General features: G+C 67.7%; 20 protein-coding genes. 12 read left to right on the top strand and 8 right to left on the bottom strand.

Annotated elements, in window-relative coordinates; all coding sequences use genetic code 11:
- Positions 1–76: 76 nt before the first annotated feature.
- The 5 genes from ACLBWL_RS05505 (at position 77) to ACLBWL_RS05485 (ending at position 9,942) form a co-directional block, all read left to right on the top strand.
- Positions 77–2,623 (top strand): glycoside hydrolase family 3 protein, encoded by a 2,547-nt coding sequence (locus ACLBWL_RS05505; RefSeq protein WP_447792012.1) that lies wholly within the window; start codon positions 77–79, stop codon positions 2,621–2,623.
- A 159-nt stretch (positions 2,624–2,782) separates the two neighbouring features.
- Positions 2,783–5,728, top strand: coding sequence for a glycoside hydrolase family 2 protein (locus ACLBWL_RS05500; RefSeq protein WP_447790939.1), 2,946 nt, complete (start codon positions 2,783–2,785; stop codon positions 5,726–5,728).
- A gap of 3 nt (positions 5,729–5,731) precedes the next feature.
- Entirely contained in the window at positions 5,732–7,699 is a 1,968-nt protein-coding gene (locus ACLBWL_RS05495) for a glycoside hydrolase family 97 protein (RefSeq protein ID WP_447790937.1), read from the top strand.
- 12 nt (positions 7,700–7,711) lie between these two features.
- Positions 7,712–8,485, top strand: coding sequence for a GDSL-type esterase/lipase family protein (locus tag ACLBWL_RS05490; protein ID WP_447790936.1), 774 nt, complete (start codon positions 7,712–7,714; stop codon positions 8,483–8,485).
- A complete protein-coding gene (locus ACLBWL_RS05485) occupies positions 8,485–9,942 on the top strand; it encodes a carboxylesterase/lipase family protein (RefSeq protein ID WP_447790934.1) in 1,458 nt (485 codons plus the stop codon). The genes ACLBWL_RS05490 and ACLBWL_RS05485 overlap by 1 nt, the downstream gene beginning before the upstream one ends.
- A gap of 13 nt (positions 9,943–9,955) precedes the next feature.
- On the opposite strand, the gene ACLBWL_RS05480 is transcribed toward ACLBWL_RS05485, so the two are convergent.
- Complete coding sequence (locus ACLBWL_RS05480) at positions 9,956–10,876, bottom strand: ROK family protein (protein ID WP_447790932.1); 921 nt, start codon at positions 10,874–10,876, stop codon at positions 9,956–9,958.
- Positions 10,877–11,083: 207 nt separating this feature from the next.
- Positions 11,084–12,331, bottom strand: a complete 1,248-nt coding sequence (locus tag ACLBWL_RS05475; RefSeq protein ID WP_447790931.1) for an ROK family transcriptional regulator — start codon at positions 12,329–12,331, stop codon at positions 11,084–11,086.
- Positions 12,332–12,706: 375 nt separating this feature from the next.
- On the opposite strand from ACLBWL_RS05475, the gene nadB reads away from it, so the two are divergent.
- Both nadB and ACLBWL_RS05465 read left to right on the top strand, forming a co-directional pair.
- The gene (gene nadB, locus ACLBWL_RS05470) at positions 12,707–14,284 is read left to right on the top strand and encodes an L-aspartate oxidase (protein ID WP_447790930.1); all 1,578 of its coding nucleotides are present in this window, start codon (positions 12,707–12,709) and stop codon (positions 14,282–14,284) included.
- A 118-nt stretch (positions 14,285–14,402) separates the two neighbouring features.
- A complete protein-coding gene (locus ACLBWL_RS05465; protein WP_447790928.1) occupies positions 14,403–15,515 on the top strand; it encodes a serine hydrolase in 1,113 nt (370 codons plus the stop codon).
- 149 nt (positions 15,516–15,664) lie between these two features.
- Here ACLBWL_RS05465 and ACLBWL_RS05460 read toward each other — a convergent pair whose 3' ends face one another.
- The 5 genes from ACLBWL_RS05460 to hflK all read right to left on the bottom strand — a co-directional run bounded on the left by ACLBWL_RS05460 (position 15,665) and on the right by hflK (position 22,515).
- Positions 15,665–16,909 (bottom strand): M20 metallopeptidase family protein, encoded by a 1,245-nt coding sequence (locus ACLBWL_RS05460; RefSeq protein WP_447790926.1) that lies wholly within the window; start codon positions 16,907–16,909, stop codon positions 15,665–15,667.
- A 178-nt stretch (positions 16,910–17,087) separates the two neighbouring features.
- On the bottom strand, positions 17,088–18,731 hold the full coding sequence (locus ACLBWL_RS05455; protein WP_447790924.1) for a helicase HerA-like domain-containing protein: 1,644 nt from the start codon (positions 18,729–18,731) through the stop codon (positions 17,088–17,090).
- A 111-nt stretch (positions 18,732–18,842) separates the two neighbouring features.
- Positions 18,843–20,402, bottom strand: coding sequence for a Do family serine endopeptidase (locus ACLBWL_RS05450; protein WP_447790922.1), 1,560 nt, complete (start codon positions 20,400–20,402; stop codon positions 18,843–18,845).
- A 116-nt stretch (positions 20,403–20,518) separates the two neighbouring features.
- On the bottom strand, positions 20,519–21,385 hold the full coding sequence (gene hflC / locus ACLBWL_RS05445) for a protease modulator HflC (RefSeq protein ID WP_447790920.1): 867 nt from the start codon (positions 21,383–21,385) through the stop codon (positions 20,519–20,521).
- On the bottom strand, positions 21,382–22,515 hold the full coding sequence (gene hflK / locus ACLBWL_RS05440) for a protease modulator HflK (protein ID WP_447790918.1): 1,134 nt from the start codon (positions 22,513–22,515) through the stop codon (positions 21,382–21,384). Before hflK ends, hflC begins: the two co-directional genes overlap by 4 nt.
- A 69-nt stretch (positions 22,516–22,584) precedes the next feature.
- Here hflK and ACLBWL_RS05435 point away from each other — a divergent pair, with 69 nt between their 5' ends.
- The 5 genes from ACLBWL_RS05435 to ACLBWL_RS05415 all read left to right on the top strand — a co-directional run bounded on the left by ACLBWL_RS05435 (position 22,585) and on the right by ACLBWL_RS05415 (position 25,413).
- Complete coding sequence (locus ACLBWL_RS05435; protein ID WP_447790916.1) at positions 22,585–23,535, top strand: Mrp/NBP35 family ATP-binding protein; 951 nt, start codon at positions 22,585–22,587, stop codon at positions 23,533–23,535.
- Positions 23,536–23,632: 97 nt separating this feature from the next.
- Positions 23,633–24,076 carry a CoA-binding protein gene (locus tag ACLBWL_RS05430; protein ID WP_447790914.1) on the top strand — a complete coding sequence of 148 codons (444 nt, stop codon included), beginning with the start codon at positions 23,633–23,635 and terminating at the stop codon, positions 24,074–24,076.
- A gap of 67 nt (positions 24,077–24,143) precedes the next feature.
- Entirely contained in the window at positions 24,144–24,479 is a 336-nt protein-coding gene (locus ACLBWL_RS05425) for a hypothetical protein (protein WP_447790912.1), read from the top strand.
- Complete coding sequence (locus ACLBWL_RS05420; RefSeq protein ID WP_447790910.1) at positions 24,476–24,922, top strand: hypothetical protein; 447 nt, start codon at positions 24,476–24,478, stop codon at positions 24,920–24,922. The genes ACLBWL_RS05425 and ACLBWL_RS05420 overlap by 4 nt, the downstream gene beginning before the upstream one ends.
- Positions 24,923–24,936: 14 nt before the next feature.
- Positions 24,937–25,413 carry a hypothetical protein gene (locus tag ACLBWL_RS05415; RefSeq protein ID WP_447790908.1) on the top strand — a complete coding sequence of 159 codons (477 nt, stop codon included), beginning with the start codon at positions 24,937–24,939 and terminating at the stop codon, positions 25,411–25,413.
- A 254-nt stretch (positions 25,414–25,667) separates the two neighbouring features.
- Here the strand turns inward: ACLBWL_RS05415 and ACLBWL_RS05410 are convergent, their stop codons facing one another.
- Positions 25,668–26,972: a homoserine dehydrogenase gene (locus ACLBWL_RS05410; RefSeq protein ID WP_447790906.1), complete on the bottom strand. Its 1,305-nt coding sequence runs from the start codon at positions 26,970–26,972 to the stop codon at positions 25,668–25,670.
- Positions 26,973–26,974 lie beyond the last annotated feature (2 nt).

The following is a 26,974-nucleotide window of genomic DNA, read 5'->3' as shown; positions in this document are numbered from 1 at the left end:
CGTATTGCCGCGCTGAACCGGTACGACGCGCGGCAAGGTACCGATACCAAGTCGCGTGCCATCCGGGGGGACCATGATGTCGGCAAGCTTTTCAACGTTCACGATCGCGCTGCTTCTGCAATCGGCCGCGACTCCGGCTCCCGCACCCGTCCAGCCAGCCGCCCACACCAAGCTCTCCGCCGTCGCGCACCCCGAGATCTGGCCGACCGCCAACGCGCGTCCCTCGCGCGACCCGAAGGTCGAGGCACGGATCGACGCGATCATGAAACGCATGTCCGTCGAGGACAAGATCGGCCAGCTGATCCAGGTCGACATCGCCAGCATCGAGCCCGCCGACCTGCGCACCTACAAGCTCGGCTCGATCCTCAACGGCGGCAATGCCGGCCCGCACGGCAACGACCTAGCGCCACCCGTCGAATGGCTGAAGCTCGCCGACGACTTCTACGACGCGTCGATGGCCCGCAGCGACGGCCGTCCCGCGATCCCGGTGATCTGGGGTACCGACGCGGTCCACGGCAACAACAACATCCCAGGCGCCACGCTCTTCCCGCACAATATCGGGCTCGGCGCAGCGCGCGACCGCGACCTGATGCGCGAGATCGGCCACGTCACCGCGATCGAGACCGCCGCCGCCGGGATCGACTGGACCTTCGCCCCCACCCTCGCCGTCGTCCGCGACGATCGCTGGGGCCGCACGTACGAGAGCTATTCCGAGGAGCCGCAAATCCAGGCGGACTACGCCGGCGCGGTGATCGAAGGCGTCCAGGGCAAGGTCGGCACGAAGGAATTCCTCGCCCCCGACCGCGTGATCGCGACGACGAAGCACTTCCTCGGCGACGGCGGTACCGGCGGGCGCGACCAGGGCGATGCGCTGATCCCCGAGACCACGCTGCGCGATATCCACCTTGGCGGCTACCCCGCCGCGATCGAGGCCGGCACGCAGTCGGTGATGGCCAGCTTCTCGAGCTGGAACGGCGCCAAGATGCACGGCAACAAGAGTCTGCTGACCGGCGTCCTCAAGGACCGCCTGCATTTCGACGGCTTCGTGGTCGGCGACTGGAACGGCCACGGCCAGGTCGATGGCTGCTCGAACGAGAGTTGCGCCGCGGCGATCAACGCCGGGCTCGACATGTTCATGTATTCGGGCAGCGGCTGGAAGACGCTCTACGACAACACGCTGAAGCAGGCGCAATCCGGAGAGATCCCCGCCGCGCGCCTCGACGACGCCGTACGCCGCATCCTGCGCGTGAAAATCCGCGCCGGTACGTTCGATCGCGGTCGTCCGTCGTCGCGCGCGCTTGCCGGCAAGATGACCCTCATCGGTGCTGCCGATCACCGCGCGATCGCGCGGCGTGCGGTGGCCGAATCGATGGTGCTGCTCAAGAACGAGGGCGGCCTGCTCCCGCTGAAACCCTCCGCCAACATCCTCGTCGCGGGCGGCGGTGCGGACAACATCCCGCAACAGGCGGGCGGCTGGTCGCTGACGTGGCAGGGCGGCGGCACCACCAACGCGAACTTCCCCAATGCCGAGACGATCTGGTCGGGGATCAGCACCGCGGTCAAGGCGGCCGGCGGCACCGCGACGCTGTCGGCGGACGGCAGTTTCGCCAAGAAGCCCGACGCGGCGATCGTCGTGTTCGGCGAACAGCCTTATGCCGAGTTCAAGGGCGATCGCCCCAACCTCGAATACAGCCCCGACGACAAGTCCGACCTCGAGCTTCTGCGCAAGCTGAAGGCAGCCGGCGTGCCGGTCGTCACTGTGTTCCTGTCGGGTCGCCCGCTCTGGGTGAACGCCGAACTCAACGCCTCGGATGCGTTCGTCGCGGCGTTCCTGCCAGGCAGCGAGGGCGGCGGTGTCGCCGACGTGCTGTTCCGCAAGAAGGACGGCAGCGTCGCCAACGACTTCCGCGGCAAGTTGAGCTTCTCCTGGCCGAAGCGCCCCGACCAGTATGTCCTCAATCGCTCCGACCCCGGCTATGATCCGCTGTTCGCGTTCGGCTACGGCCTGAGCTACGCCAAGCCCGGCACCGTCCCCAAGCTCGACGAGACCCGCCCCGCCGGGATGGCCGCATCATCGAACGGCATCGTGTTCGGCAAGGGCCGCGTCCCCGATGGCTGGTCGCTCGCGCTGGTCGAACAGGGCCAGTCGAAGGTTCGCCTGCTCGGGGTCAACGCGACCACCGCGACCAAGCGCCTCACCGCCTCCGCGGTCGACCGTCGCCGCCAGGAGGACGCGCGCGCGTTCGTCTGGGCTGGCAACGGTCCCGCCGAAACCCGCGTCGAAGCGTCCGGCCCGCTCGACCTCACCCGCGAGAGCAACGGCGAGTTGAGCCTCGTCGTCGATGTCCGCGTCGATCGGGCCGGCAGCGCGCCGGTCGGTCTCGGCATGGTCAGCAACGACGGCAAGGCGGTGACCGTCGCGATCACCAAAACGCTCGCAGCCGGCAAGCCGGGCGACTGGCAGCAGGTGATCGTCCCGCTGCAATGCTTCGCCAAGCGCGGCATCGACATGGCGCACGTCACCGCGCCGTTCGTGATCGCCACCGACGGCAAGCTCGGCGTGTCGATCTCCGACGTGAAGATCGACTCCGCGCCGGTGCCGATGACGAAATGCGGCGATTGATCGGGCCGAGCGGGCGGTCGCACCGCCCGCTCGGCTGACGTCGAATTTCCTTATGAGACGTAATTCGCCAAATCATTTGGCTTTTTCGGTCCGTCATGCTCTGATGAACCGATAGCGCAGCCCGGCCACAGATCCGGCTGCCGATATGGGGGATGACTGATGATCGACCGCTCTGCCACTATGCTCGGCGTTTCCGTCCTCGCGCTGATGCTGGCGTCGACCGCATCGGCCCAGACGCCGGCGGCAAGCGCAGCGTTGCCCAAGGGTTACGCCGATCGCGAAATCGTGAAGTCGCAGTGGCCGGTCCAGGTCCGCCAGATGGCCGGACAGGTGACGCCGCAGGATCCCGCAACCATCCCGCGGACCCGCGCGCCGCTGCCCAAGCCCGTCGCCAAGCCGATCCCGCGCGGTCCGGCACTCGCCAAGCGCGCGCCTGGCCTGTGGACCGTCGCCGGCTGGCGGCTCGCCGAAGCGCCCAAGGTGCAGGCCGATGGCGCCGCGCTGTCACGCGCGGGCTATGACGCGAAATCCTGGTACGTCGCCACCGTCCCCGGCACCGTCCTGACGACGCTTGTCGATCGCGGCGTCTATGCCGATCCCGCGTTCGGTCTGAACAACCTGGCGATCCCCGAAAGCCTCGCGCGGCAGGATTACTGGTATCGCACGGAGATCGATGTCCCCGCCGAAACCACCGGCAAGCATCTCGAACTGAATTTCAAGGGCGTCAACTACGCCGCCGAGATCTGGCTGAACGGCGCGCGGCTCGGCACGATGAAGGGCGCGTTCATCCGCGGCCGGTTCGACGTCACCGGCAAGCTCGCCGCGGGCCGCAACGTCATCGCGGTCAAGGTGTCGCCGCCACCGCATCCCGGCGTCGCGCACGAAGAGTCGATGACCGCGGGCGTCGGCGAGAATGGCGGGATGCAGATGCTCGACGGCCCGACCTTCGTCGCGAGCGAAGGCTGGGACTGGATCCCGTCGATCCGCGATCGCAACACCGGACTATGGCAAGGCGTCGACCTGGTCGCGACCGGCGATACGGCGCTCGGCGATGCCCACGTGGTGACGACCTTGCCGAACGCCGACAACAGCGTCGCGAACGTCGAGATCACCGTACCGGTCCGCAACCTCACCGACCAGCCGACCACCGCCACCGTCACCGCGAAGTTCGACGACGTCACAGTCAGCAAGTCGGTCCCACTCGCACCGCGCGCCAGCGCCGACGTCAAGATGACCCCCGCCGAGTTCCCGGTGCTGGCGGTCCGCAACCCGAAGCTATGGTGGCCGAACGGCTACGGCGCGCCCGCGCTGCACGACCTGACGCTGACGACTGCCGCCAACAACGCCGTCTCCGACACCAAGACGCTGCGCTTCGGCATGCGGCAGGTGACGTACGAAATCTCGCTGATGGACAAGACCGATACGCTGCGTCGCGTCGGCATCGACCTGTCCAAGGCGCGCGCGCTCGGGACGCAGATCGTCGACGGCACGCACCAGGGCATCCGCCAGACCGAGAATGGCTGGGCCGCGTCGCTCGTCCCCGGTGCCGAAAGCTCACCCGCAGTGACCTCGATCGCCGGTGACGCCAGCCTCGCGCCCTACCTCCTGATCAAGGTCAACGGCGTGCGGATCGCCGCGCGCGGCGGCAATATCGGCATGGACGACTTCATGAAGCGGACCGAGCGGGAGCGCCTGCTCCCGTTTTTCCGGCTGCATCAGGACGCCAACCTCAACATCATCCGCAACTGGGTCGGCCAGAATACCGAGGAGACCTTCTACGATCTCGCCGACGAACACGGGCTGATGATCCTCAACGATTTCTGGGAATCGACGCAGGACTACAACATCGAGGCGCAGGACGTGCCGCTGTTCGCCGCCAATGCCGAGGACGTGGTGAAGCGGTTCCGCAACCATCCCTCGATCGTCGTCTGGTTCGGCCGCAACGAGGGCGTGCCGCAACCGATCCTCAACGAGGCGTTGCAGGGGATCATCAACCGCGACGACGGCACGCGCCTCTACATGGGCTCGTCGAACCGCGTGAACCTGCAGAACAGCGGGCCGTATAACTGGCGCCCCGAATCGACCTATTTCACCGAGCACGCCAAGGGCTTCTCGGTCGAACTCGGCACGCCCAGCTTCCCGACGCTGGAGGCTTGGACGCGCGCGCTGCCCAAGGCCGACCTCTGGCCGATCGGCGATGCGTGGGCGTATCACGACTGGCACCAGACCGGGAACGGCGCGGTCAAGACGTACATGGATGCGCTCGCGACTCGCTATGGCGCGGGCACCAGCCTGCCCGACTTCGAGCGCAAGGCGCAGATGATGGAGTACGACTCCTATCGCGCGATCTTCGAGGGGTTCAACGCGGGGCTCTGGACCACCAACTCCGCAAGGATGCTGTGGATGACGCAGCCCGCCTGGCCGTCCTCGGCGTGGCAAATCTTCTCGTCCGATTATGACACGCACGCCGCGTTCTACGGCACCAAGAAGGCGTCGGAGCCGGTCCACGTCCAGATGAATCTGCCCGATCACAAGGTGGTACTGGTCAACAACGGTCCCGCGCTGACCGGCGCTGTCGTTCATGCCAAGGTGACGTCGCTCGACAACCGCGTGCTCGCCGAACAGCGCGTGACGGTCAGCGCGGGCGCCGGGCTGGTCGCGGATGCCTTCACGCTCGATCTCGCGCCGTTGCTGGCGCAGGGCATGGTGCTGGTGTCGCTCGACGTGACCGATGCCGCGGGCAAGATCGTGTCGCAGAATGTCTATTGGCAGGGTGCCGACGATGCCGCCTATCGCGGCATGACACAGATGGCGAAGGTCCGACTGACCTCGACCGCGACCAGCCGTCGCGACGGCGACGAGATCGCGACCACGCTCGACCTGTCCAATCCGGGCAACGTCGCCGCTCTGGCGACCAAGCTGACGGTGATGAACGCCGACGGGACGCAGGTCCTGCCGGCGTATTTCACGGACAATTACGTCTCGCTGCTGCCCGGCGCCAAGCGTCGGATCGAAATCCGCTATCCCGCCTCCGTGACCAAGGGCAGGACGACGGTCGCGCTGCGCGGCTGGAACGTGACGCCGACCGCCGTCAAGGTCCGCTGAGCCATGAAGATCCTCGCCGCCCTTGCCCTGCTTGCAGCACCCACGGTCGCGGCGGCGCAGGATCGTCATCTCCACTCCCCCGACGGCGCGATCGACGTCACGATCGGCCAGGATCCGGCGACCAGGGGGCCAACCTACGCGATTGCATTCCACGGCCGCCCGGTGATCGACACGTCCCCGCTCGGCCTCGCGTTCGAGGCGTACAAGAAGCTCGGTCCCGATACCGCGATCACGGGCGCGGTGCAGACCAGCGGCGACACGCGCTATCGCCTGATCGCGGGAAAGACGTCCGCCGCGCGCGATCACTACAATGAACTCACGCTCGGCCTGACCGAGACGGGCGGCGCACGGCGACGGCTCGAGATCGTGTTTCGCGCCTATGACGACGGCGTCGCCTTCCACTACCGCCTGCCAGTCCAACCCGCCTTCACCGACCTCAGGCTGGCGGGCGAACTCACAGAATTCGCGTTCCCAGCCGATTATCGCTGCTGGGGCCTCAACCTCGGGCGCTTCGACACCAGCCACGAAGGCGAATACGACCCGGTACAGGCATCGCAGGTCCGCCCGCACAATCTGTTCGAGATGCCGGTCACCTGCCTCACCGGCACGGGCGATACGAGCTTCGCGATCACCGATGCCGATCTGCACGACTATGCGGGCGCATACCTGACCGGGCGTGAAACCGGTGCCCTCGGCTTCGCGACGCGCCTGACGCCGCGGCTCGACGATCCGGGTATCGCGGTGAAGGCCGACGTCCGCACCACCGGCCTGACCACGCCGTGGCGCGTCGTGATGCTCGGCGACACCCCCGGCAAGCTGATCGAGTCGACGATCCTGACCGGCCTCAACCCCGCGCCCAAGGGCGACTTCTCGTGGGTGAAGCCTGGCAAGACCGCCTGGGACTGGTGGAACGGGCCGACGCTGAAGGCGATACCCGGCGGCGCGGGGATGAACGACGCGACAATCATGGCCTATATCGATTTCGCCGCCGCCAACCGCCTCCCCTACATGCTGATCGACGAGGGCTGGTACGTCCACAGCGGCGGCGGGCCGGTGGTCTATCAGGGCGCCGATATCCTGTCCGTGGTCCCGACGATCGACCTTCCCGGCTTGGTCCGGTACGCCGCGGACCGGAAAGTCGGGCTATGGCTCTGGGCCAACTGGCGCGTGCTCGATGCGAAGATGGACGCCGCGTTCGATCGCTATGCGGCGATGGGGATCAAGGGCTTCAAGGTCGATTTCATGGATCGCAGCGATCAGCAGATCGTCGACTTCTACCAGCGGATCTTCAAGGCCAGCGCCGACCACCATCTGATGCTCGACCTGCACGGCGCCTATCATCCGACCGGCGCGACGCGGACCTGGCCACACTTCCTGACGCAGGAAGGCGTGCTCGGCGCCGAATACAATAAATGGACGCGGCGGATCACCGCGCGCCACAACGTCACGCTGCCGTTCACGCGCGGGCTCGCCGGGCCATACGACTACACGCCCGGAGGCTTCCGCAACGCGACCCCGGCGACGTTCCGGATCGAGCCGAAGACGCCGATGGTCCAGACGACGCGTGGCCAGGCGCTGGCGATGTACGTCGTGTTCGACAGCCCGTTCATGGGGATCTCCGACAGCCCCGACAATTATGCGGGCGCCGCCGGGTTCGATTTCCTGCGCGCGGTCCCGGCCAGCTGGGACGAGACGCACGTCGTGTCGGGCGCGATCGGCGAGCGGATCGTGACTGCACGTCGATCGGGCAAGGACTGGTATGTCGGCGCGATGACCGACGAGACACCCCGCACGCTCGACGTACCGCTCGACTTTCTCGGCAACGGACGCTTCACCGCGACGATCTGGCAGGACGGCGCGTCACCGACCGAGGTCGTCACCACGACCCGGACCGTCACCGCGCGCGACACGATTTCCCTGACTCTTGCAGGATCGGGCGGTGGCACGATCCGCCTCGTCCCGATCCGATAAGGAAGACCCGTGATGAAACCGACCCGCCTGCTGCTCGCCGCGCTCGCCATTGCCGTGGCATTTCCCGTCCTCGCCCAGGATTCGACACCCGCGCAGAAGGCGCAATGGGCCAAGGAAGCCGAGGAACGGTTGCACACCGACTGGGCGTATCTCGGCCGGTACCGCGAGGCGAACGCCGTGCTTCCGGTCCCCGTCGCCGGGCAACCCCGGATCGTCCTGATCGGCGATTCGATCACGCAGGGCTGGTACGACAAGGTGCCGGCGTTCTTTTCCGCCGGCCGGATCGGTCGCGGGATCGGCGGCCAGACCACCCCGCAGATGCTGGTGCGCTTTCCCGCCGACGTGATCGCGCTCAAACCCGCCGTGGTGCAGATCATGGCCGGCACCAACGATATCGCCTTCAACACCGGGCCGATGACGCCCGACGAGAGCAAGGCCAATATCCGCGCGATGACCGAACTCGCGCAGGCCAACGGCATCCGCGTCATCCTTGCCTCGATCCCGCCCGCCGACCAGTATCCGTGGCGCCCGGGCCTCGATACCGGCAGCAAGATCGTCGCGATGAATACGTGGCTCAAGGCCTATGCCGCCGCGACCGGCTCGACCTATGCCGATTACTGGTCCGCACTGGTCGCGCCCGGCACGCTGGGCATGCGCGAGGGTCTGTCGTCGGATCACGTCCACCCGACGGTGGCCGGGTATGCGGTGATGGCGCCGGTCGCCGAGCGCGCGTTCAAGGCGGCGCTGGCGCGCCCTGCCCCGACCCACGCGGTGATCGCCCGCTGATGCTGCTCGCCGCGCTGGCCCTGTCGACAGCCATCGTCTCCACCGACCACGGCGCGGTGCGCGGCGAGGTGACTGCGGACGGTCGCCACCTCTACCGCGGCATTCCCTACGCCGCCCCGCCGACGGGCCCGCTCCGCTGGAAGCCACCGCAGCCGGTCCGCGCCTGGCAGACCACCCGCGACGCTACCGTATCGGCGCCGTCCTGCCCGCAGGTCGATCGCGGCTGGAACACCAAGGCGGCGACCTTCGCGAGCGAGGACTGCCTGTACCTCGAGGTCGCCACGCCCGATCCCAAGCCCGCGAGGCCATTGCCGGTAATGGTCTGGATCCACGGCGGCTCGAACTACGCCGGCGGGGGCGCGGGCACGATCCAGTCGGGGATGGTCCGCAAGGGCGTCGTGCTCGTCAGCATCCAGTACCGGCTCGGCGCGCTGGGCTTCCTGTCGCATCCTGCGCTGACCCGCGAGGCCGGCGGCGCCTCGGGCAATTACGGGCTGATGGACCAGCAGGCGGCGCTGCGCTGGGTCCGCGCCAACATCGCCGCATTCGGTGGCGATCCCGCCAACGTGACTCTGTTCGGGGAAAGCGCCGGCGCGATGGACGTCGGCCTGCATTTGCTCAGCCCCGGCTCGCGCGGACTGTTCGCCAAGGCGATCGAGGAAAGTGGCACGCCCGGCTTCGGCACAGCCCCGCGCAGCCTCGCCGAGAACGAACGCATCGGCACGATGATCGCCGCCAAAGCCGGCATCGCGCAGACCGCCGCCGCCCTGCGCGCACTCCCCGTCGCCAAGCTGATCGCCGCGACCGAGGCCGTCGATGTGCCGGGGCTCGCCGACAAGAGCTTCATCTGGCTCCAGGCTATCGTCGACGGCCGTGTTCTCAAGGAAACGCCTGCCCGGACCTTGGCGAAAGGCGGCAACCCCGCCCCGCTGATCGTCGGCAGCAACGCGCGCGAACTGACGCTCCATGGCGGCGTTTCGCACGCGAGCGAGGCGATCGCGGACGCCTTCGGCAGCAACGCCGCCCTCGCGCGGAAAGCCTATGGCCTCGACGCCATCCCCGTCGCCGATCCGCGGATGGGCGATCTCGACCTGATCCTGTCCAACGACATCAATTTCCGCTGCCCGACGACGACCGTCGCCGCGGCGCGCGCTCGCGCGGGCCAGCCGGTCTGGCAGTATCAGTTCGACTACAGCGCCCCCGACGCCAAGCCGGTGACGCACGGCAGCGAGATCCGCTACGTGATGGCGGGCAGCGACGAACTCGAACCCGGCGCGCCACCGATGCAGGCCTATTGGCTGGCCTTCGCGCGCACCGGCAACCCGAACGCGCCCGGACTGCCGACGTGGCAACGCTACGATCTGTCGAGCAAGACCTATCTCGGCTTCGTCAACGGCGGCCCGCAGCCCGGCACCGACCTGCGCGCCACCGTCTGCGGACTCCGCGCCGCGCCCTGATCCGGTACGCTCGTTAGGCTGGCACTTCCGCGGGCCAGAGTCGGGCGGCACCGCGGACGCCGCTGCTGTCGCCCCAGACCGCCTGAACGATCTTCGCGTCCCAACCATCCGAGAAGGTATAGCGGCGCACCACTCCGGGAAGCCGCTCGTAGAGTTCGGCGACGTTGGACATGCCGCCCCCCAGCACGAAGCAATCCGGATCGACCAGGTTCGCGATCAGCGCGAGCGCACGACCCAGCCGGTCGATGTAGCGATCGAGGGTCGCGGTCGCGTCCGCATCACCGGCGCGCGCCGCAGCAATGATCGCCGCCCCGTCGAGCGCTTGACCGGTCACGCTCTCGTGATCGCGGCGGAACCCCGTGCCCGACACCCAGCTTTCCAGGCAGCCGTGCTGGCCGCACCAGCAGGCCGGCCCCGGTACCTCCCCCGCCGCCTCGACGCCGGTCGGCCACGGCAACGGGACATGCCCCCATTCGCCGGCGATCCCGTTCGCGCCCTCGACGATCCGCCCGTCGATCACCAGCCCGCCACCGCAGCCGGTGCCGACGATGACCGCGAACGCCGCGCGTGCACCCGCCGCGGCGCCGTCGACTGCTTCGGACAGCGCGAGGCAATTGGCGTCGTTCGCCATCCGCACCGGCCGCCCCATCGCGGTTTCCAGGTCTTCGCGGAACGTGCGGCCGTTGAGATACAGCGAGTTGGCGTTGCGCATCAGCCCGGTCCGCGGCGAGATCGAGCCCGGGGTGCCGATCCCGATCGTCCCGTGCGCACCCGCCTCCGCCTCGACCGCGAGCACCAGGTCGCGGACGTCGCGCACCGCGCGGTCGTAGTCGCCCGGGTTCGGGACGCGTAGCCGGCTCAGGAAGCTACCGCCGTCGTCGAGCGCCGCCGCCTCGATCTTGGTCCCGCCGAAATCAATACCAATCTGAACCATCGATCGCCTCTCCCCATCGCACGCCGTCAGCGACATCAAGACCGGATGGGATGGGGCTGTGGCACTCGGGATACGAGGCACAGCGGGCTTCGCCGCGATCAGAGCCGCCGCCGCCAATCATCCCACCGTCGGCCAGTTGCAGCGGCACGTGTGGGACCAATCTAACCAAGCATCGTCAGATTAAAAAGGTAAATTGCATTAATCCGCTCAGCCGGAGCGCCCGACCTGCATCAGAATGGCGTCGGACGGCAGGATATGATGCAGGAACGGCAGGATCGCCGCACCGATCGCGGGCGCGTCATCCGACATCGCCGCACGCATGACCCGCGCGGCGGACGGCACCGCCGCGTCCGCCAGCATCCCGTTCAACCGGTCGACCAGCGCATCGACCAGCGGGCCGGGCAAGCGGCCGCCGATCAGCACCGCGCCGGGGTCGACCAGACAACTGACCGCGATCAGCGGCGCGATCAGCGATTGCGCCGCATCCTCCACCCACGCGCCGACGATCGCCGCCACCGCCGGATCGTCGCCGGTCAGCGCGCCGACTCCCGCCACGTCGCAGCCGCCCGCCTCGAGCCTGTCGTAGAGCGCCGACAGCGATACGGTTTCCTGCACCGTCCGTCCCTGCGCGCGCGCCGTCATGTCGGGCATAAACCCGATCTCGCCGCTGCGCGCGCCCGCCCCCCGGAAATAATTCCCATCGATCACCAGTCCGCCGCCAAGGCCTGCGCTGACCAGCACATAGAAGAAGCTCGGCAGGACCATGCCCGATCCGAACTGCGCCTCGCCGATCGCCGCCGCCGCGGCATCATTGTCGACATAGACCGGCCACGGGACGATCGCCCCGACCAGCGCGGTGACGTCGACGTCGTTCCACCCCGCATACGACGACGGGCGATGCGGCAATGTGACACGGCCGAGGTCGTCGGGCATCGCGACCCCGACGCCCAGCAGCCGCCGCTCGTCGATCAGATCGGACGACCGGATGTTGGCGATCTCCTCGCGCAACCATTCGGAAACCTCGTCGGGCAACGCGAACGCCACTTCGCGCGTCGCCCGGGTCAGGACCGTACCAGCGAGATCGAGCGAGACGATCGTGATGTGATCGCGGTCGATGTTGATTCCGACGGAAAAGCCGCCCGCGGGATTGATCACCAATTGCGCGGCCGGCTGGCCCCGCGCGCCCTGCCGACGCCCCGCCTCGCTGATCAACCCGGCGTCGAGCAGCCGCCGCGTGATGTTGGCGATCGTCGGCGCGGTCAGTCCGGTGATCGTGGCGAGATCGGTCCGGCTCGCTTCGCCGCTGACGCGGATCGCCTGCAGCACGGTCCGCTGGTTGTAATCGCCCGCGCGTTCCAGATTGGTCCCGGACAGACTGATACCAAGCCGCGCGCCGCGGTCGATCGCCGTCGACTTCCCCGGCACAACCGAACCCGATCCATCGTTCTTCGTCACATGCTTCGCCCATTCCGGCCGGTTTCGCGACTGATCGCGCCCCGGCCTGTGCTGATCGTAGACCGTTACTGACGCGCAATCGGCACCGGGTCAAAGCGGTACTCTTCTCCGCACCGCCAAAAATCGCGGCAGATGCAGCATACGGACGTTTCAATCGGTTGAGCCGTCACAGTTTTATCGCGCGGCCCCTCCTATGTACTGTCCCGCACCCGGTCTTTTGTGCCACATCCGGCAAATGCAGGATCGTCTCTCCGCGCCGTGCCGTAGCGCGCGCCTATCGTCACGCCGTGGAGGGAGGATCGGCGGCATGCCGCCGCAACCCGACCGTCACTTCGCCGGCCCGGCTCGATCACCATTTTCCGAGGGTCTACCCGTATGAATAGCGATGTGCTGATCATTGGCTCGGGCGCGGCCGGGCTGACCGCGGCGCTCAACCTGGCCGAGCGATTCACCGTCACGGTGCTTGCCAAAGGCGCGCTGAACGAGGGGTCGACCGCGTGGGCGCAGGGCGGCATCGCCGCGGTGCTCGAACCGGGCGACACGTTCGAGAACCATGTCGAGGACACGATGGTCGCCGGCGCCGGCCTGAACGACCGCGCGATCGTCGAGATGGTGGTCGAGGGCGCCCCCGCCGCGATCGAACGGCTGACGCGGCTCGGTGTACCGTTCGAAACCGAGGGCAACGTGCTGCACCTGACGCGCGAGGGCGGCCACTCGCATCGCCGCATCGTCCATGTCGCCGATGCGACCGGCTGGGCGGTGCAGGAGGCGCTGCAAAAGGCCGCCGAGGCCCATCCGAACATTCGCCTCGTCCCCGATCAGATCGCGATCGACCTTGCGACCTCGCGCCACGAGGAACGCTATTCGGGCGCGGGCAACGTCTGGGGCGTCTACGCGGTCGACCGCCACAGCGAACGCGTCGCGCTCTATACTGCTCGAGCGACCATCCTGGCGACCGGCGGCGCGGGCCGTACCTATCTGTTCTCGACCGCGCCGCGCGGCGCGACCGGCGACGGCATCGCGATGGCATGGCGCGCCGGCGCACGCGTTTCGAACATGGAGATGATGCAGTTCCACCCGACCTGCCTCTACAATCTGGAGGTCAAGAATTTCCTGATTACCGAGGCGGTGCGCGGCGAAGGCGGTCGGCTGATCAATCCGACCACCGGCAAGCGCTTCATGACCTATTACGACCCGGCGCGGATGGAGCTCGCGCCCCGTGACATCGTCGCACGGGCGATCGATGCGGAGATCAAGCGCTACGGCCTCGACTTCGTCCATCTCGACATCAGCCACATGCCCGCCGACTTCATCCGCCATCACTTCCCGAACATCCACGAGAAGCTGCTGACGGTCGGCATCGACATGACGACGCAGCCGATCCCGGTCGTGCCGGCGCAGCATTACACGTGCGGCGGGATCGTCATCGACGAGCATGGCAAGACCGATCTGCCGGGGCTGTATGCGGCGGGCGAATGCACCGAATCCGGATTGCACGGCGCCAACCGGCTCGCATCCAATTCGTTGCTGGAGTGCTTCGTGTTCGGCGAAGCGGCCGCCAAGAGCATCGCCGCGGCGTGGGACAGCCTGCCGCCGCCGCCACCAATCCGGCCCTGGGACGAAAGCCGGGTCACCGATTCCGACGAAGAGGTCGTGATCAAGCAGACCTGGACCGAGATCCGGCGGTTCATGTGGAATTATGTCGGCATCGTCCGCACCACCAAGCGGCTCGAACGCGCGCAGCACCGGATCGAGCTGCTGAACGACGAGGTCGCCGAATATTACCAGCATTTCCGCGTCACGCCCGACCTGATCGAGCTGCGCAACCTGCTCCAGACCGCCGAGTTGATCGTCCGGTCCGCGCTGCACCGACATGAAAGTCGCGGACTGCATTTCACGCTCGATTATCCCGACACGCTGCCGGAGGCGGTCGATACGGTACTCGTTCCCTGATCGTCGCGCGATTCGGCGCGGCACCGGCGCGCTTCGTCGCAGTCGCACGTGCGTCCTGTTTCACCCGGTGGATCAACGGATAAGGGTCGATGCTTCAGTGCAGGGCGTTCAAAGCATCATGACATCGGCGAGTGCGTTAAAGCGTCTTCTGGCAACCGCCCTATGCGGGATGGCGGTGGCGGGATGCGGATCGGCCTCGCGGCCCGGCGCCACCGCGCTCACCCCAGCGCATCAGGCCCAGGACATCGTCTCGATCCCGGTCCCGCCACCCCTGCCCCGCGCGTTACGCCCGGCGCCCGCCAGCCTGGTCAACGCGATCTCCGAACTGCACAGCGGTTTTCTCGGCAAGGCGGGAATCGCCATCCGCGCGGTGGACGATGGCTGGACGGTCGAGGCTGGCGGGCGCCAGTTGTTGCCGCAGCAATCGGTCAGCAAGCTCTGGGTCGCGATGACCGTCATGGACCTGCGCGATCAGGGCAAGATTCGCCTCGACGAACCGATCGTCGTGCGACCGCAGGACCTGACCCTGTTCCACCAGCCGATCGCGATGCTGGTCAAGGGCGACGGCTATCGCACCACGGTCGGCGAATTGCTCACGCGGGCGCTGACCCACAGCGACAATACGGCCAACGACCGGCTGCTGACGCGCGTCGGCGGGCCGGCGGCGGTGCGGTCGATGATCCGCCGCAAGCAGCTGGGCGCGATCCGGTTCGGGCCGGGCGAGCGCCTGTTGCAGAGTGGCACGGCGGGGCTGGTCTGGCAGCCGTCCTATGCGGTCAACGGCGGCTTCATGACCGCGCGCAACCGGTTGTCCCCGGCCGTGCGCGAGGCGGCGCTGAATGCGTATGTTCGCAATCCGCCCGACGGCGCCGCGCCGATCGCGATCGCCGATGCGATCGCACGGCTGGCGAAGGGCGACCTGTTGTCGGAAACCTCGACCAAGATCCTCCTGGACACCATGGGCCGCTCGGTCACCGGCCGCGCCCGCCTGCGCGCGGCGCTCCCCGGCGGCTGGGAGATCGCGCACAAGACCGGCACGGGGCAGGATCTCGGCCGCCGCAACGCCGGGTTCAACGACGTCGGCCTGCTGACCGCTCCGGACGGACGTCGTTATGCGATCGCGGTAATGATCGGGGATACGATCAGGCCGATGCCGGAGCGGCAGCGGCTGATCCAGGCGGCCGCGGCGGCGGTGGCGAAATATGCGCGGACCACGCGATCTTCGAACTGACGTCCGGCGGTTATGCGGCCTTGAAGGGTCCCCCCTGACGTCATCCTGACGAAAGTCAGGACCCAGGATCACGGGCGATACCGTATCTGGCTCTGGGTCCTGACTTTCGTCAGGATGACGGGATAGTAGGCGCGATCTTCCAAACGATATCAATCGAACCCGTTCGCCAGGAACCGCTCCGCCACCGCGCAGTGCATCGCGATGCCGTGCGCCATGACGCGCTCGTCGATCGTCATCTTCGTGTTGTGGAGCGGCGGGTTGGTACGCGGATCGCTCCCCTCTGGCGCCGCGCCGATGAACGCCATCGCGCCGGGCAGCTTCTGGAGGACGTACGAGAAGTCCTCCGCGCCCATCATCGGCGGCATCACCTGATACGCGCCCTCCCCGCCGATCTCGGTCGCGCACGCCTTCATCAGATCGGTCGCGCGCGCGTCGTTGACGGTGACCGGATAGCCTTCCTCGATCGTCGGCGTACCGACCGCGCCGTGAGCAGCGGCGATGCCCTCGACCATGCGGATGAACGCTGCGCGGACCTGTTCGCGCGTCCGCTCCGACAGCGTCCGCATCGTGCCCAGCATCTCGACGGTCGACGGGATCACGTTGTGCGCGCTGCCGGCGTTGAGCTTGGTGATCGACAGGACCGCCGGGTCGGTGACCGGCACCTGGCGCGCGACGTAGGTCTGCAAGGCGGTGACGATCTCGCAGGCGATCGGTAGCGGGTCGAGGCAGTCGTGCGGCATCGCCGCATGGCCACCGCGGCCAGTGATCGTCGCGCGCAGCGTGTCGGTCGAGGCCATCAGCGTGCCCGCCCGGCTGACGACATGACCCATCGGCATGTTGGGCGAGATGTGCAGCGCGAAGCCCGCCTCGGGCAGCGGCGAATCGAGCAGGCCGTCGGCGATCATGTGGCGGGCACCGTGGTGCCCCTCCTCGCCGGGCTGGAACATGAAGACGACCGTGCCGGGGAGGTCTTCGCGGCGGGCACACAGCGCCTTGGCCGCGCCGACGAGCATCGCGGTGTGCGAATCATGACCGCAGGCGTGCATCGCGCCGTCGATCTTCGACGCGAACGGCAGGCCGGTTTCCTCCTGCATCGGCAGCGCGTCCATGTCGCCGCGGAGCAGCACCGTGCGGCCGTTGCCGCCGGCATTGCCTGCACGGCCACCGCGGAGGATCGCGACGAAGCCGGTGGTCGAAGTGCCTTCGCGGATTTCGAGCGGGAGGCCGGCGAGCGCGGCTTTCACCTTGCCCGAGGTACGCGGGCAGTGGAGGCCGACTTCGGGATCGGCGTGGATCGCGCGGCGGAGCGTGATCGCGTCGTCGAGGCTGTCCTCGCCGACGGCGGTCCAGTCGGTAGGGGCCCAGTCCGTGGCGGATTCGAAATCGAGGGACATCGTCTGACTCCTTGAATGGCTTGATCACCACCCCGGCGGAGGCCGGGGCCCAATTGGGAAGGTCGATGTAACGGAGCGCCGTCCGACGTTACCTCCGTTCCCCAATTGGGCCCCGGCCTTCGCCGGGGTGGTGTTTTTGTTCGGGCGGGGGCAGCTCGCCCCCGGCTATGGAGGCAGTCTACCCCCGGAACAGCCCACCTAAAACCCCGCGCAGAACCGTGCCTACCAAGCCACCGCTGGACGACGAGCGGCGCGACTTGGTGCCGAAGACCTGCTTGCCGATCTCGTTGGCAACCTGCCGGCCGATCGACGAACTCGCCGCGCGGGTCGCGGAGGTCGCCATCTTGGTCCAGGGCGAGTTCGCTGCCTCGCGGTCAGCTTCTCGCTGCTGGCGATCCGCCTCGCGCTGATCCGCAACCCGAGCGCGCTCCGCCTCTTTCGCGGTCTTCGCATCGAGCTTCGCCTGCGCCGCCGCAGCCTTCTCCGCCTCGGTCGTCGCCTTCGCCTCGGCAGCGGCGGCGCTCGCCTCCTGCGTCTTCGCGGCGAGCAATTCCTCCGCCGACTCGCGATCGACCAGCGTGTCGTATTTCGCACCGATCGCATCGGTCTCGATCATCACTTTCCGCTCGGCCGGGGTAATCGGCCCTACGCGCGAGGCGGGGGGCTTGATCAGCGTGCGCTCGACCGGGGTCGGCGCGCCGTCCGCCTGAAGCAGCGACACCAGCGCCTCGCCCACCTTCAACTCGGTGATGATCGTCGCGACGTCGACGCCGGGGTTCGCGCGGAACGTCTCCGCCGCCGACTTCACCGCGGCCTGATCGCGCGGGGTGAACGCGCGCAAGGCATGCTGGACGCGGTTGCCGAGCTGCCCCGCCACCGTGTCGGGGATGTCGATCGGGTTCTGCGTGATGAAATACACGCCCACCCCCTTCGAACGGATCAGGCGGACGACCTGTTCGATCTTCTCCAGCAGCGCCTTCGGGGCCTCGTCGAACAGCAGATGCGCCTCGTCGAAGAAGAAGCACAGCACCGGCTTGTCGGGATCGCCGACCTCCGGGAGATGCTCGAACAGCTCGCTCATCAGCCACAGCAGGAACGTCGCGTACAGCTTCGGCGATGCCATCAGTCTGTCGGCGGCGAGGATGTTGACGATCCCCCTCCCCTTATCGTCGACGCCGATGAAGTCGTTCATTTCGAGCGCGGGCTCGCCGAAGAAATTCTCCGCGCCTTGCGTGCGCAACTGGAGCAGCGAGCGCTGGATCGCGCCGATCGACTGCTTCGAGACGTTGCCATAGGTCACCGTCAGCTCGTCCGCACGGCCGGCGCATTCGGTCAGCATCGCCTGGAGATCGTCGAGGTCGATCAGCAGCAGCCCTTCCTTGTCGGCGACGTGGAAGGCGATCGTCAGCACGCCCTCCTGCACCTCGTTGAGGTCCATCAGCCGCGACAGCAGCAGCGGGCCCATCTCGCTGATCGTGGTGCGGATCGGATGGCCCTGCTCGCCGAACAGGTCCCAGAACTGGACGGGATTGTCGGCATAGGCCCAGCTTGCATCGCCGATCGCTTTCGCACGCTCGGCGAAGCTCGCATGCGTCTTCGCAGTCGGCGAGCCGGCCATCGCGAGGCCCGACAGGTCGCCCTTCACGTCGGCGACGAAGCACGGCACGCCGTTCGCGGAGAAGCCCTCGATGATTCCCTGCAACGTCACCGTCTTGCCGGTACCGGTCGCGCCCGCGATCAGGCCGTGCCGGTTGGCGCGCTTCAATTCGAGCGTCTGCGGCTTGCCGTCCACGCTCGCGCCGATGAAGATGCCGTCGCTCATGGGTCTCGTCCTTTTTACCTGCCGCCGACCCTAACCCCGCGCGCCACAAAGAAAAAGGACCGCCGCTCGGGGGAGCGACGGTCCTTTGAAGTCAGCAGGGTCGGTCGTGTCTTACTTGATCTTGACCGGCAGGAACTGCGCCGGGCCACGGCCGCGCTTCACCTGCAGAAGGACCTGCGGGCGTCCGGCCGACTTGGCGACGTTGACCGCGTTCTGGACGTCGGCCGCGGCGCGAACGGGCGTGCCGTTGACCGAGATGATGACGTCGCCGCGCTTGAGCTTGCCGTACGCATCGCTGGTCGGCGCGACCACGGCGATGACGACGCCCTGCGTGCTCGGCTCGACGCCGACCGCCTGTGCGATCGCCGGCGTCAGCGGCTGGACGCCGATGCCGAGCGCCGCGCCTGCCACCGGTGCGGCGGGGGTGGCGGAATCGTCGCCGTCATCGCCGTCGTCGGTGCCGAACCCCTGCGCATCGCCGCCGAGCGTCGCCGCCAGCTTGTCCGGGCTCGGACGCGGCACGACGACCACGTTGGCCGTCGTCGGCTTGCCGTTGCGCAGGATGTCGAGACGCGCGGTCTGGCCGGGCTTCACGTTCGAGACGAGGTACGACAGCGACTGGTCGACCGTCACCGGCTGGCCGTTCACCTTGGTCACGACATCGCCCGCGCGGACGCCAGCCTTGGCCGCCGGGCCGCCCGCGGTCACATCGTTGATCAGCTCGCCCTGATTCTTGGGGATGCCGAGGGCCGCGGCGGTATCCTCGTTGATCGTGCCGCCCGGCTGCAGCTGGACGCCGATATAGCCGCGCTCGATCGTGCCGCCCTTCATGAAGGTGGCGATGATCGGCTTGGCGACGGCCGCGGGGATCGCGAAGCCGATACCGATATTGCCGCCCGACTGGCTGAAGATCTGCGAGTTCACGCCGATCACGTTGCCGTTGAGGTCGAACATCGGGCCGCCCGAATTGCCCTGGTTGATCGAGGCGTCGGTCTGGATGAAGCGGTCATACGCGCCGCCCTGACCGGTGACGCGGTTGATCGCCGAGACGATGCCCGCGGTCACGGTGCCGCCGAGGCCGAACGGCTCGCCGATCGCGACCACCCAGTCGCCGACGCGCGCGCCGTTCGAATCGCCGAACTTCACGAATGGCAGGTTCTTCGCGTCGATCTTCAGCAGTGCGAGATCGGATTCCTGGTCCTTGCCGATGACCTTGGCGACATATTCCTTCTTGTCGCTGAGCGTCACGGTGATCGAATCGACCGTCGCGCCCTGTGCGCCCGGCGAGATCACGTGGTTGTTGGTGACGACATAACCATCCGGCGAAATCAGGAAGCCCGAGCCAAGCGAGGCCCCCTCACGCTTCACTGGGGGAGCGCCCGGCGCACCGCCACCGCCCATGCCACCGAACAGGTCGCCGAACGGCGTGCCCGCGAACGGGTTGGCCTGCTGCTTCTGCACGATCGTCTGCTTGGTCGAGATGTTGACGACCGCGGGCTGGAGCCGGGCGACCATGTCGGCGAAGCTCATCGGCGCGCCGGGCTTCGGAGATACGGCCTGGATCGCACCGGGTTCGTTCTGCGCGACCTGTGCGCCGCTGGGCTGGAGCGCGAGAGTCGCGGTCGCGCCACCGAGGAGAAGGGCGCTGGTAATGGCGTAGGCGTAACGCACTAGATGTTGTCCTCTCGTTTCATCGTTCGAAACAGGTGTTTCATCGCCGCATGCGGCTGAACGACGCTTGAATATGAACGGTGGTTAAGCGCGGGATCAGGCGAAGGTACGCAGGCTCAACGCCCGCGTCCCTCGAATTCCCGCAGATAGCTGTTGTTCGGCGACAGAATGATCGAGGTCGATCCTTCGGGCGCCGGGCCACCATCGGCACCGAACGTATGGCGATACGACTGCATCGCCCGGTAGAAGTCGTAGAAGTCCGCATCCTTGCCAAAACTCTCGGCATAGATTTTGGCTGCATCGGCATCGGCCTGCGCACGCACGATCTGCGCCTGCTTCTGACCTTCTGCACGGATCGTGATCGCTTCCTGCTGACGCGCGCTCGACATCCGCTTGAGCGCGCTTTCGAGCGGCAGGCCGACGGGCAGGTTGGCCTGCTTGATACGGACATCGACGATCTCGACGCCGTACTGGCTGGCGACGCGCTGGAGACCGGTCTGGATGTTGTCCATCAGCTCGGTCCGCTCGGGGCTCAGCAATTCGACGAAGCGCCGCTTGCCGAGTTCGTTGCGCAGCGCAGACCCTAGGATCGGGCGAAGCTGATCGGGGATCCGGTCCTCGCTGCCGACCGCGTTCCGCATTTTCCGCGGATCGACGATCCGGTAGCGCGCATAGGCATCGACCTCGAGCCGCAGCTGGTCGGTCGACAGCACGAGCGTGTTGTCGAGCTCCAGGTCCTGCACACGCTTGTCGATCCAGACGATCCGGTCGACGAACGGAATCCGCGCGATCAGGCCTGCGCCGGTCTGGCCGAACGGGGTGTTCGGCTGCCATGCGTTGACGGTGCGGATCGGCTGGCCGAAGCGCAGGATCACCGCCTGCTTGGTCTCTGGCACGATCGCGAAGGTCGCCGCAGCAACGATCACGAGCAGCAGCGCGACGATCCCGGCGACGATCGGGTTGCGGAAACTCACGGCGTTCACTGGGCGGCTCCCGACTGGGCTTGGGGTGCCGCAGCGGCAGCCGCCGGCGCTGGCGTGGTCGCTTCCGGATTTGGCAAACGCTTGGCGTTCGACAGCGGCAGATAGGGCACGACACCGCCCGGCGTCTCGACGATCGTCTTGTCGCTCTTGGCGAGCACCGCCTCCATCGTCTCGTAATACATGCGGCGGCGGGTCACTTCGGGCGCGAGCTTGTATTGCTCGTACACCTTGTCGAACGATGCCGCCTCGCCCTGCGCGCGCGCCACGACCTGCTGCGCATACGACCGCGACTGGTTGAGATTGGCGATCGCCTCCTGCTGCGCAGCGGTGACCGCGTTGAAATCCTCCACGATCCGCGCAGGCGCCGCAGCCTGCTTGATCGCGACGCCCTGGATGCGAACGCCGGACTTGTAGTCGTTGAGGATCTGCTGGGTCAGTTCGGCGACACGCTGTTCGATCACGGTGCGGCCGGTGCCGATCGCCTGGTCGAGCGTGGTCGTCGCGACCACCGCACGCATCGCGCTCTCGGCGGCGGCGCGAACCGTATCGCTCGGGTCGGCAAGCTGGAACACGAAATCGCGCGGATCGGAGATATCCCAGCGCACCGAATAGGCGAGGTCGATGATGTTCTGATCGCCGGTCAGCGTCAGGTTCTCGCCGTCGCCGGTCGGGAAATTGTCGGTGCGGATCTTCTGGACGTCGACCACCGTCACATCGGCGATCGGCGCGGGCATCGTCAGGCGCAGGCCCGGATCGAGCGTGCCCGCATATTTACCGAAATAGGTGACCACGCCGCGCTGCTGCGGGCCGATCTGGTGGATCGAGGTAAACAGAATCCAGACGACTGCGATGATCGCGACGCCGATCGCCCAGAGCGCGCGCGCGTTGGCGCCCGATGGCAGACCGCCGAATCCACCCGAGCCGTCACCTCCCCCTCCCGAGCCACGCGCCTTGCGCAGAAACTCGTCGAGCGCGGTTGGTTTGGCGGAGGGTTTTCGCCCACCGGGCGGCTGCGCCCAGGGATTGCGTGGGCCGCTTTTGCCGTCATCGCCCGAGCCGCCCCAGGGGCCCTTCGGTGTTTCGGTTGCGAGGATAGTGGGGCGCCCGAACCAGCGCGAAAAGATCGTCATGTCACCTTTATAGGTAGGCGCCTGAGGAAAAACAGTGCCAAGCGCCCCGACCGGCCCTATCTGCCGCGCATGATCGACATCGAAGCGGTAAAGTCGGCAGTCGCCGCAGTCTCCGGCAAACGCGCGACCGTGCGCCTCGAGGGCACGCGCGTTGGCATCATCCTCGACGCGACCGGGCTCGACCCGCAGGCGCGCGACGCGCTGGAGGCGACCGTGAAGATGGCGGCGACTCAGCCCGGAGTCTCCGAAGTTCGCATCGCGGTCACCGCCGAGCGCTCGACCCGCCGCCTGATCGCGGTCGCCAGCGGCAAGGGCGGCGTCGGCAAATCGACGCTCGCCGCCAATCTCGCCATCGCAATGTCGCGTGCGGGCCGCCGCGTGGGGCTGGTCGACGCCGATATCTATGGCCCGTCGCAGCCGCGCCTGATGAACGTCGAGGGCACCCGCCCGACCGCCAAGGACAAAGTGCTCGACCCCGTCCCGACTCCCTACGGCGTACCGCTTCTGTCGATGGGCCAGCTCGTCGAGCCGGGCAAGGCGATCGCGTGGCGCGGGCCGATGGCGGCGGGCGCGCTCGGCCAGTTGGTCGAGGCGGACTGGGGCGCAACCGACACGCTGGTGCTCGATCTGCCGCCCGGCACCGGCGACGTCCAGCTGACGATGGTCCAGAAATACCGGCCGGCGGGCGCGGTGATCGTCTCGACCCCGCAGGATCTCGCGCTGATCGATGCACGCCGCGCGATCGACCTGTTCGAGAAGGCGGGCATTCCGATCATCGGCCTCGTCGAGAACATGGCCGGCTATATCTGCCCGCATTGCGGCGAGGCGTCGGACCCGTTCGGCAATGGCGGTGCGGAAGCGGCGGCGCGCGAGCTCGGCATCCCGTTTCTCGGCCGCGTGCCGCTGACGATCTCCATCCGTACCGCGTCCGATGCGGGCACGCCGCCCGCCTACGAGCCCGGCGAAACGGTATTCATGCCGATTGCGGCTCAGGTCGTCGCATGGCTGGGAACGCTGTGAAACCGGCGGACCGGGTCGGCGTTGTTCAATTACCGGTCGTACCCGACGCGTAGAGTTGCGGTACGAGCGGACCAGTTTCCCCCAATAGGAGGCATCGATGCCGTTGACCGCCGATGCCGACATCAAGGCGCTGCTCGAAAACGCGCGGACGATCGCGATGATCGGCGCGTCCGACCGTCCCGACCGCCCCTCCTACGGCGTGATGGCGAAGCTCCAGGCGCACGGCTACCGCGTGATCCCGGTCAATCCACAGATCACCGGCGAGCATGTCCACGGCGAATTCGTGTTCCGCGATCTGGCGCAACTCGGCGATCCGATCGATATCGTCGACATCTTCCGCAATTCCGCCGCAGCGGGCGAAGCCGTCGACCAGGCGATCGCGGCTGGTGCCAAGGCGGTGTGGATGCAACTCGGCGTCGTCAACGACGCGGCGGCCGCGCGCGCCGAAGCGGCCGGCTTGCAGGTCGTGATGGATCGCTGCCCGGCAATCGACATCCCGCGGCTCGGCGTCGCAAAGATCGGGGCAGTCGCCGACGAGTGACGCTCACCGAATGATGCTTGCCCCGCAAGACTAATGCCGCCATCTTCCAGTATCTCCGGAGGCGTTCATGTTGGCTGTGCTGCTGTCGATACTGATCGAAGACCCGCTGATGGCCGCCGCCAAGTCGCGCATGTCTGCGGAACAGCCGTGCCTGCCCAGCGCCAACGAAACCGACATCACCGTCTGCGGCCTCCGCAAGGCCGATCGCTACCGGGTGCCGTTCGTCGAGCACGATCCCGGCGATCCCGCGCATGAAAGCGTCAGCGCGGAACGCACCCGCCTGCTGCACCGCACCTCGCCACTCGCCGATCTGAGTCCGTTCCAGGTCGGGGGCGGTTTGGCGGGGGTCAGCGTGAGGGTCGGCGGTGAAGGCGGAACCTCGATCCGCAAGCCAGCCCCATGAGTGCTGTAACAACCATGGTCACGGGCGCGCTGCTTCAGGTTGCGGCCGTCACGTCCGGCCAGGCGGCCACGAAACCGGCGGCGGCACTCGAGCGCTTCTCGATTCTAGTCGATCCCTGTGCCGCCGCATCGAAGGACGGTAACGAGATCATCGTCTGCGGGGCGACCGCCAAAAACAGCCCCCGCCTGCCGATGCGCGACGACCGCGGGCCATCCGATCACCCGGTCGCCTCCAACCCGCACCTCAGCGCGGTTCGTGCGCTCGATCTGTCGGACGCGCCGTGCGCCGTGCGGCAGGGCGGGTGCCAGGTCGGCTTCGGCCCACCGATCGCGCCGATCGCCAAGGCCGCGGTCGGCTTGATCAAAAGCGCGCTCGCCAAAAAGCCCGACAAGACCGGCCGCGTGCCGATCGACCTCGATGGTCCCGTCGGCACTGTGAACTAGCGGGAAAAGCGGCGGTGTCGATCCTTGCCCTGTCCCTACTGCTGCAAGCCGCCACGTCGGGCATTCCCACCAGGCCGATCGTCGCGCCGCCGCCACCGAGCTGGTCTATCCTCAATCCACCGGCCTGCCCCGGTTCGAGCCCGACCGAGATCATCGTCTGCGGCAGCAACGGGTCGTCGGAGCAACGGTTGCCCCTGCCCGGCGAACGCCCGCCGCAGGATCGACCGCGCCAACCCACCGGCGACCCACGCGCGGCACTCGACAATGCCGGTCCGGCCTGCCCGCCCGGCGGCTGCACCGGCGTGAACCTGCTGACGGTCCCGGTCGTCCTGATCCGCGGCGTCGGCGCGCTGATCGATCCGCACAGCTGTTGCGAGAACGACGAAGGGCACGACGCGATGGCGTTGGTGCGGGACATCGGAAGCAAATTCCGCAAAAAACCGGATAAATCCAACCGCGTGCCGATCGTGCTGGATGAGCCGGTGAAATAAGGTCGCTCGGCGTATCAGTTCAGCACGAACGCTCTCCACGTGTTTCCCCGCGAAGGCGGGGACCCAGTCTGGGCTCCCGCCCTCGCGGGAGAACTAAGGTGGTGCCTGATCTTCAGCCTGCCACCACCCCGGCGAAGGCCGGGGCCCCATTGGAAAGGCTGCAGTGACAGCGCACAGTCCGCCGTTGCAACCGCCCCCCAATTGGGCCCCGGCCTTCGCCGGGGTGGTTGCGTCCTGTGGTAGCGACCGCTCCCTCAATCGAGAATATGCATCCACATCGGCTGCCCGACGAGGCTCTGCGACCCGCGCAGTTTCTCGAGCGCCTGCGCGATCGAGCGTTCTGGGCTCTCGTGCGTGACGATCGCCACCAGTACGCTGCCGTCGGCGATCGCGCCGCGCTGGATCAGGCTCTCGATCGAAACGCCGGCATCGCGCATCGCCGCCGCGATCTCCGCCAGCACGCCGACCCGGTCGGCGACCGTGAAGCGCAGATACGCCCGCCCGCGCCGCTCGCCGCTGTCCGCCTTGGGCGCCGCCGTCAGCGACACCACCGGCATCGCGAACGGCGGCCCGAACTCACCGCGCGCGATGTCGATCAGGTCGGCCACTACCGCGCTCGCGGTCGGGCCATCGCCCGCGCCGGCGCCCTGGAACAGCAACCTGCCGACGAAATTCCCCTCTGCCACGACTGCATTGAGCGAGCCCGTCACATGCGCCAGCGGATGGTCGACCGGTACCAGATGCGGATGCACGCGCTGGAACAGCCCGTCCCTGCCCGCCTCGGCTAGCCCCAGCAGCCGTACGCGGTAGCCGAGCGCCGCCGCCTCGGCGATATCCGCGCCGAGCAGATGCCGGATGCCGCTGATCGCGACGTCGTCGAACGCCGGCTGCGTCCCGAATGCGACCGCGGCGAGGATCGACAGCTTGTGCGCCGCATCCACGCCGTCGATGTCGAAGCTCGGATCGGATTCGGCGAACCCCAGCGCCTGCGCCTCGGCCAGCACCTCGGCGAAATCGCGACCTTCCGACTCCATCTTCGACAGGATGAAATTGCAGGTGCCGTTGAGGATTCCGTAGACGCGGGCGATCTCGTTCGCCGCCGCGCCTTCGCGAAGCCCCTTGATGACCGGGATGCCGCCCGCGACCGCCGCCTCGAACTTCAGCGCGACGCCCGCTGACTCGGCGGCCTGCGCGAGCTCGAGCCCGTGATGCGCGATCATCGCCTTGTTCGCGGTGACGAAACTCCGCCCCGCCGCCAGCGTGCTGCGCGCGAGGGTCAGCGCCGGGCCGTCCGAGCCGCCGATCAGCTCGACCACGACGTCCGCGCCCGGCTGTTTCGCCAGCGCCGTCGTGTCGTCCACCCAGGCGAAGCGCGACAGATCGACCCCGCGATCCTTGCCGCGATCACGCGCCGAGACCGCGACGATCTCGATCTCGCGCCCGGCACGCCGCGCGATCAGCTCGCGGTTCGCATCGAGCAGCCGGATCACCCCGCCGCCGACAGTCCCCAGCCCGGCCAGGGCCACTTTCAACGGGGCCACGCGCAATGGTTCGCTCATTT

This window comes from Sphingomonas sp. M1A8_2b (genome assembly GCF_053345535.1).
The sequence above is the reverse complement of the archived record's forward strand: the minus strand, read 5'-3'. Positions and strand labels throughout refer to the sequence as shown.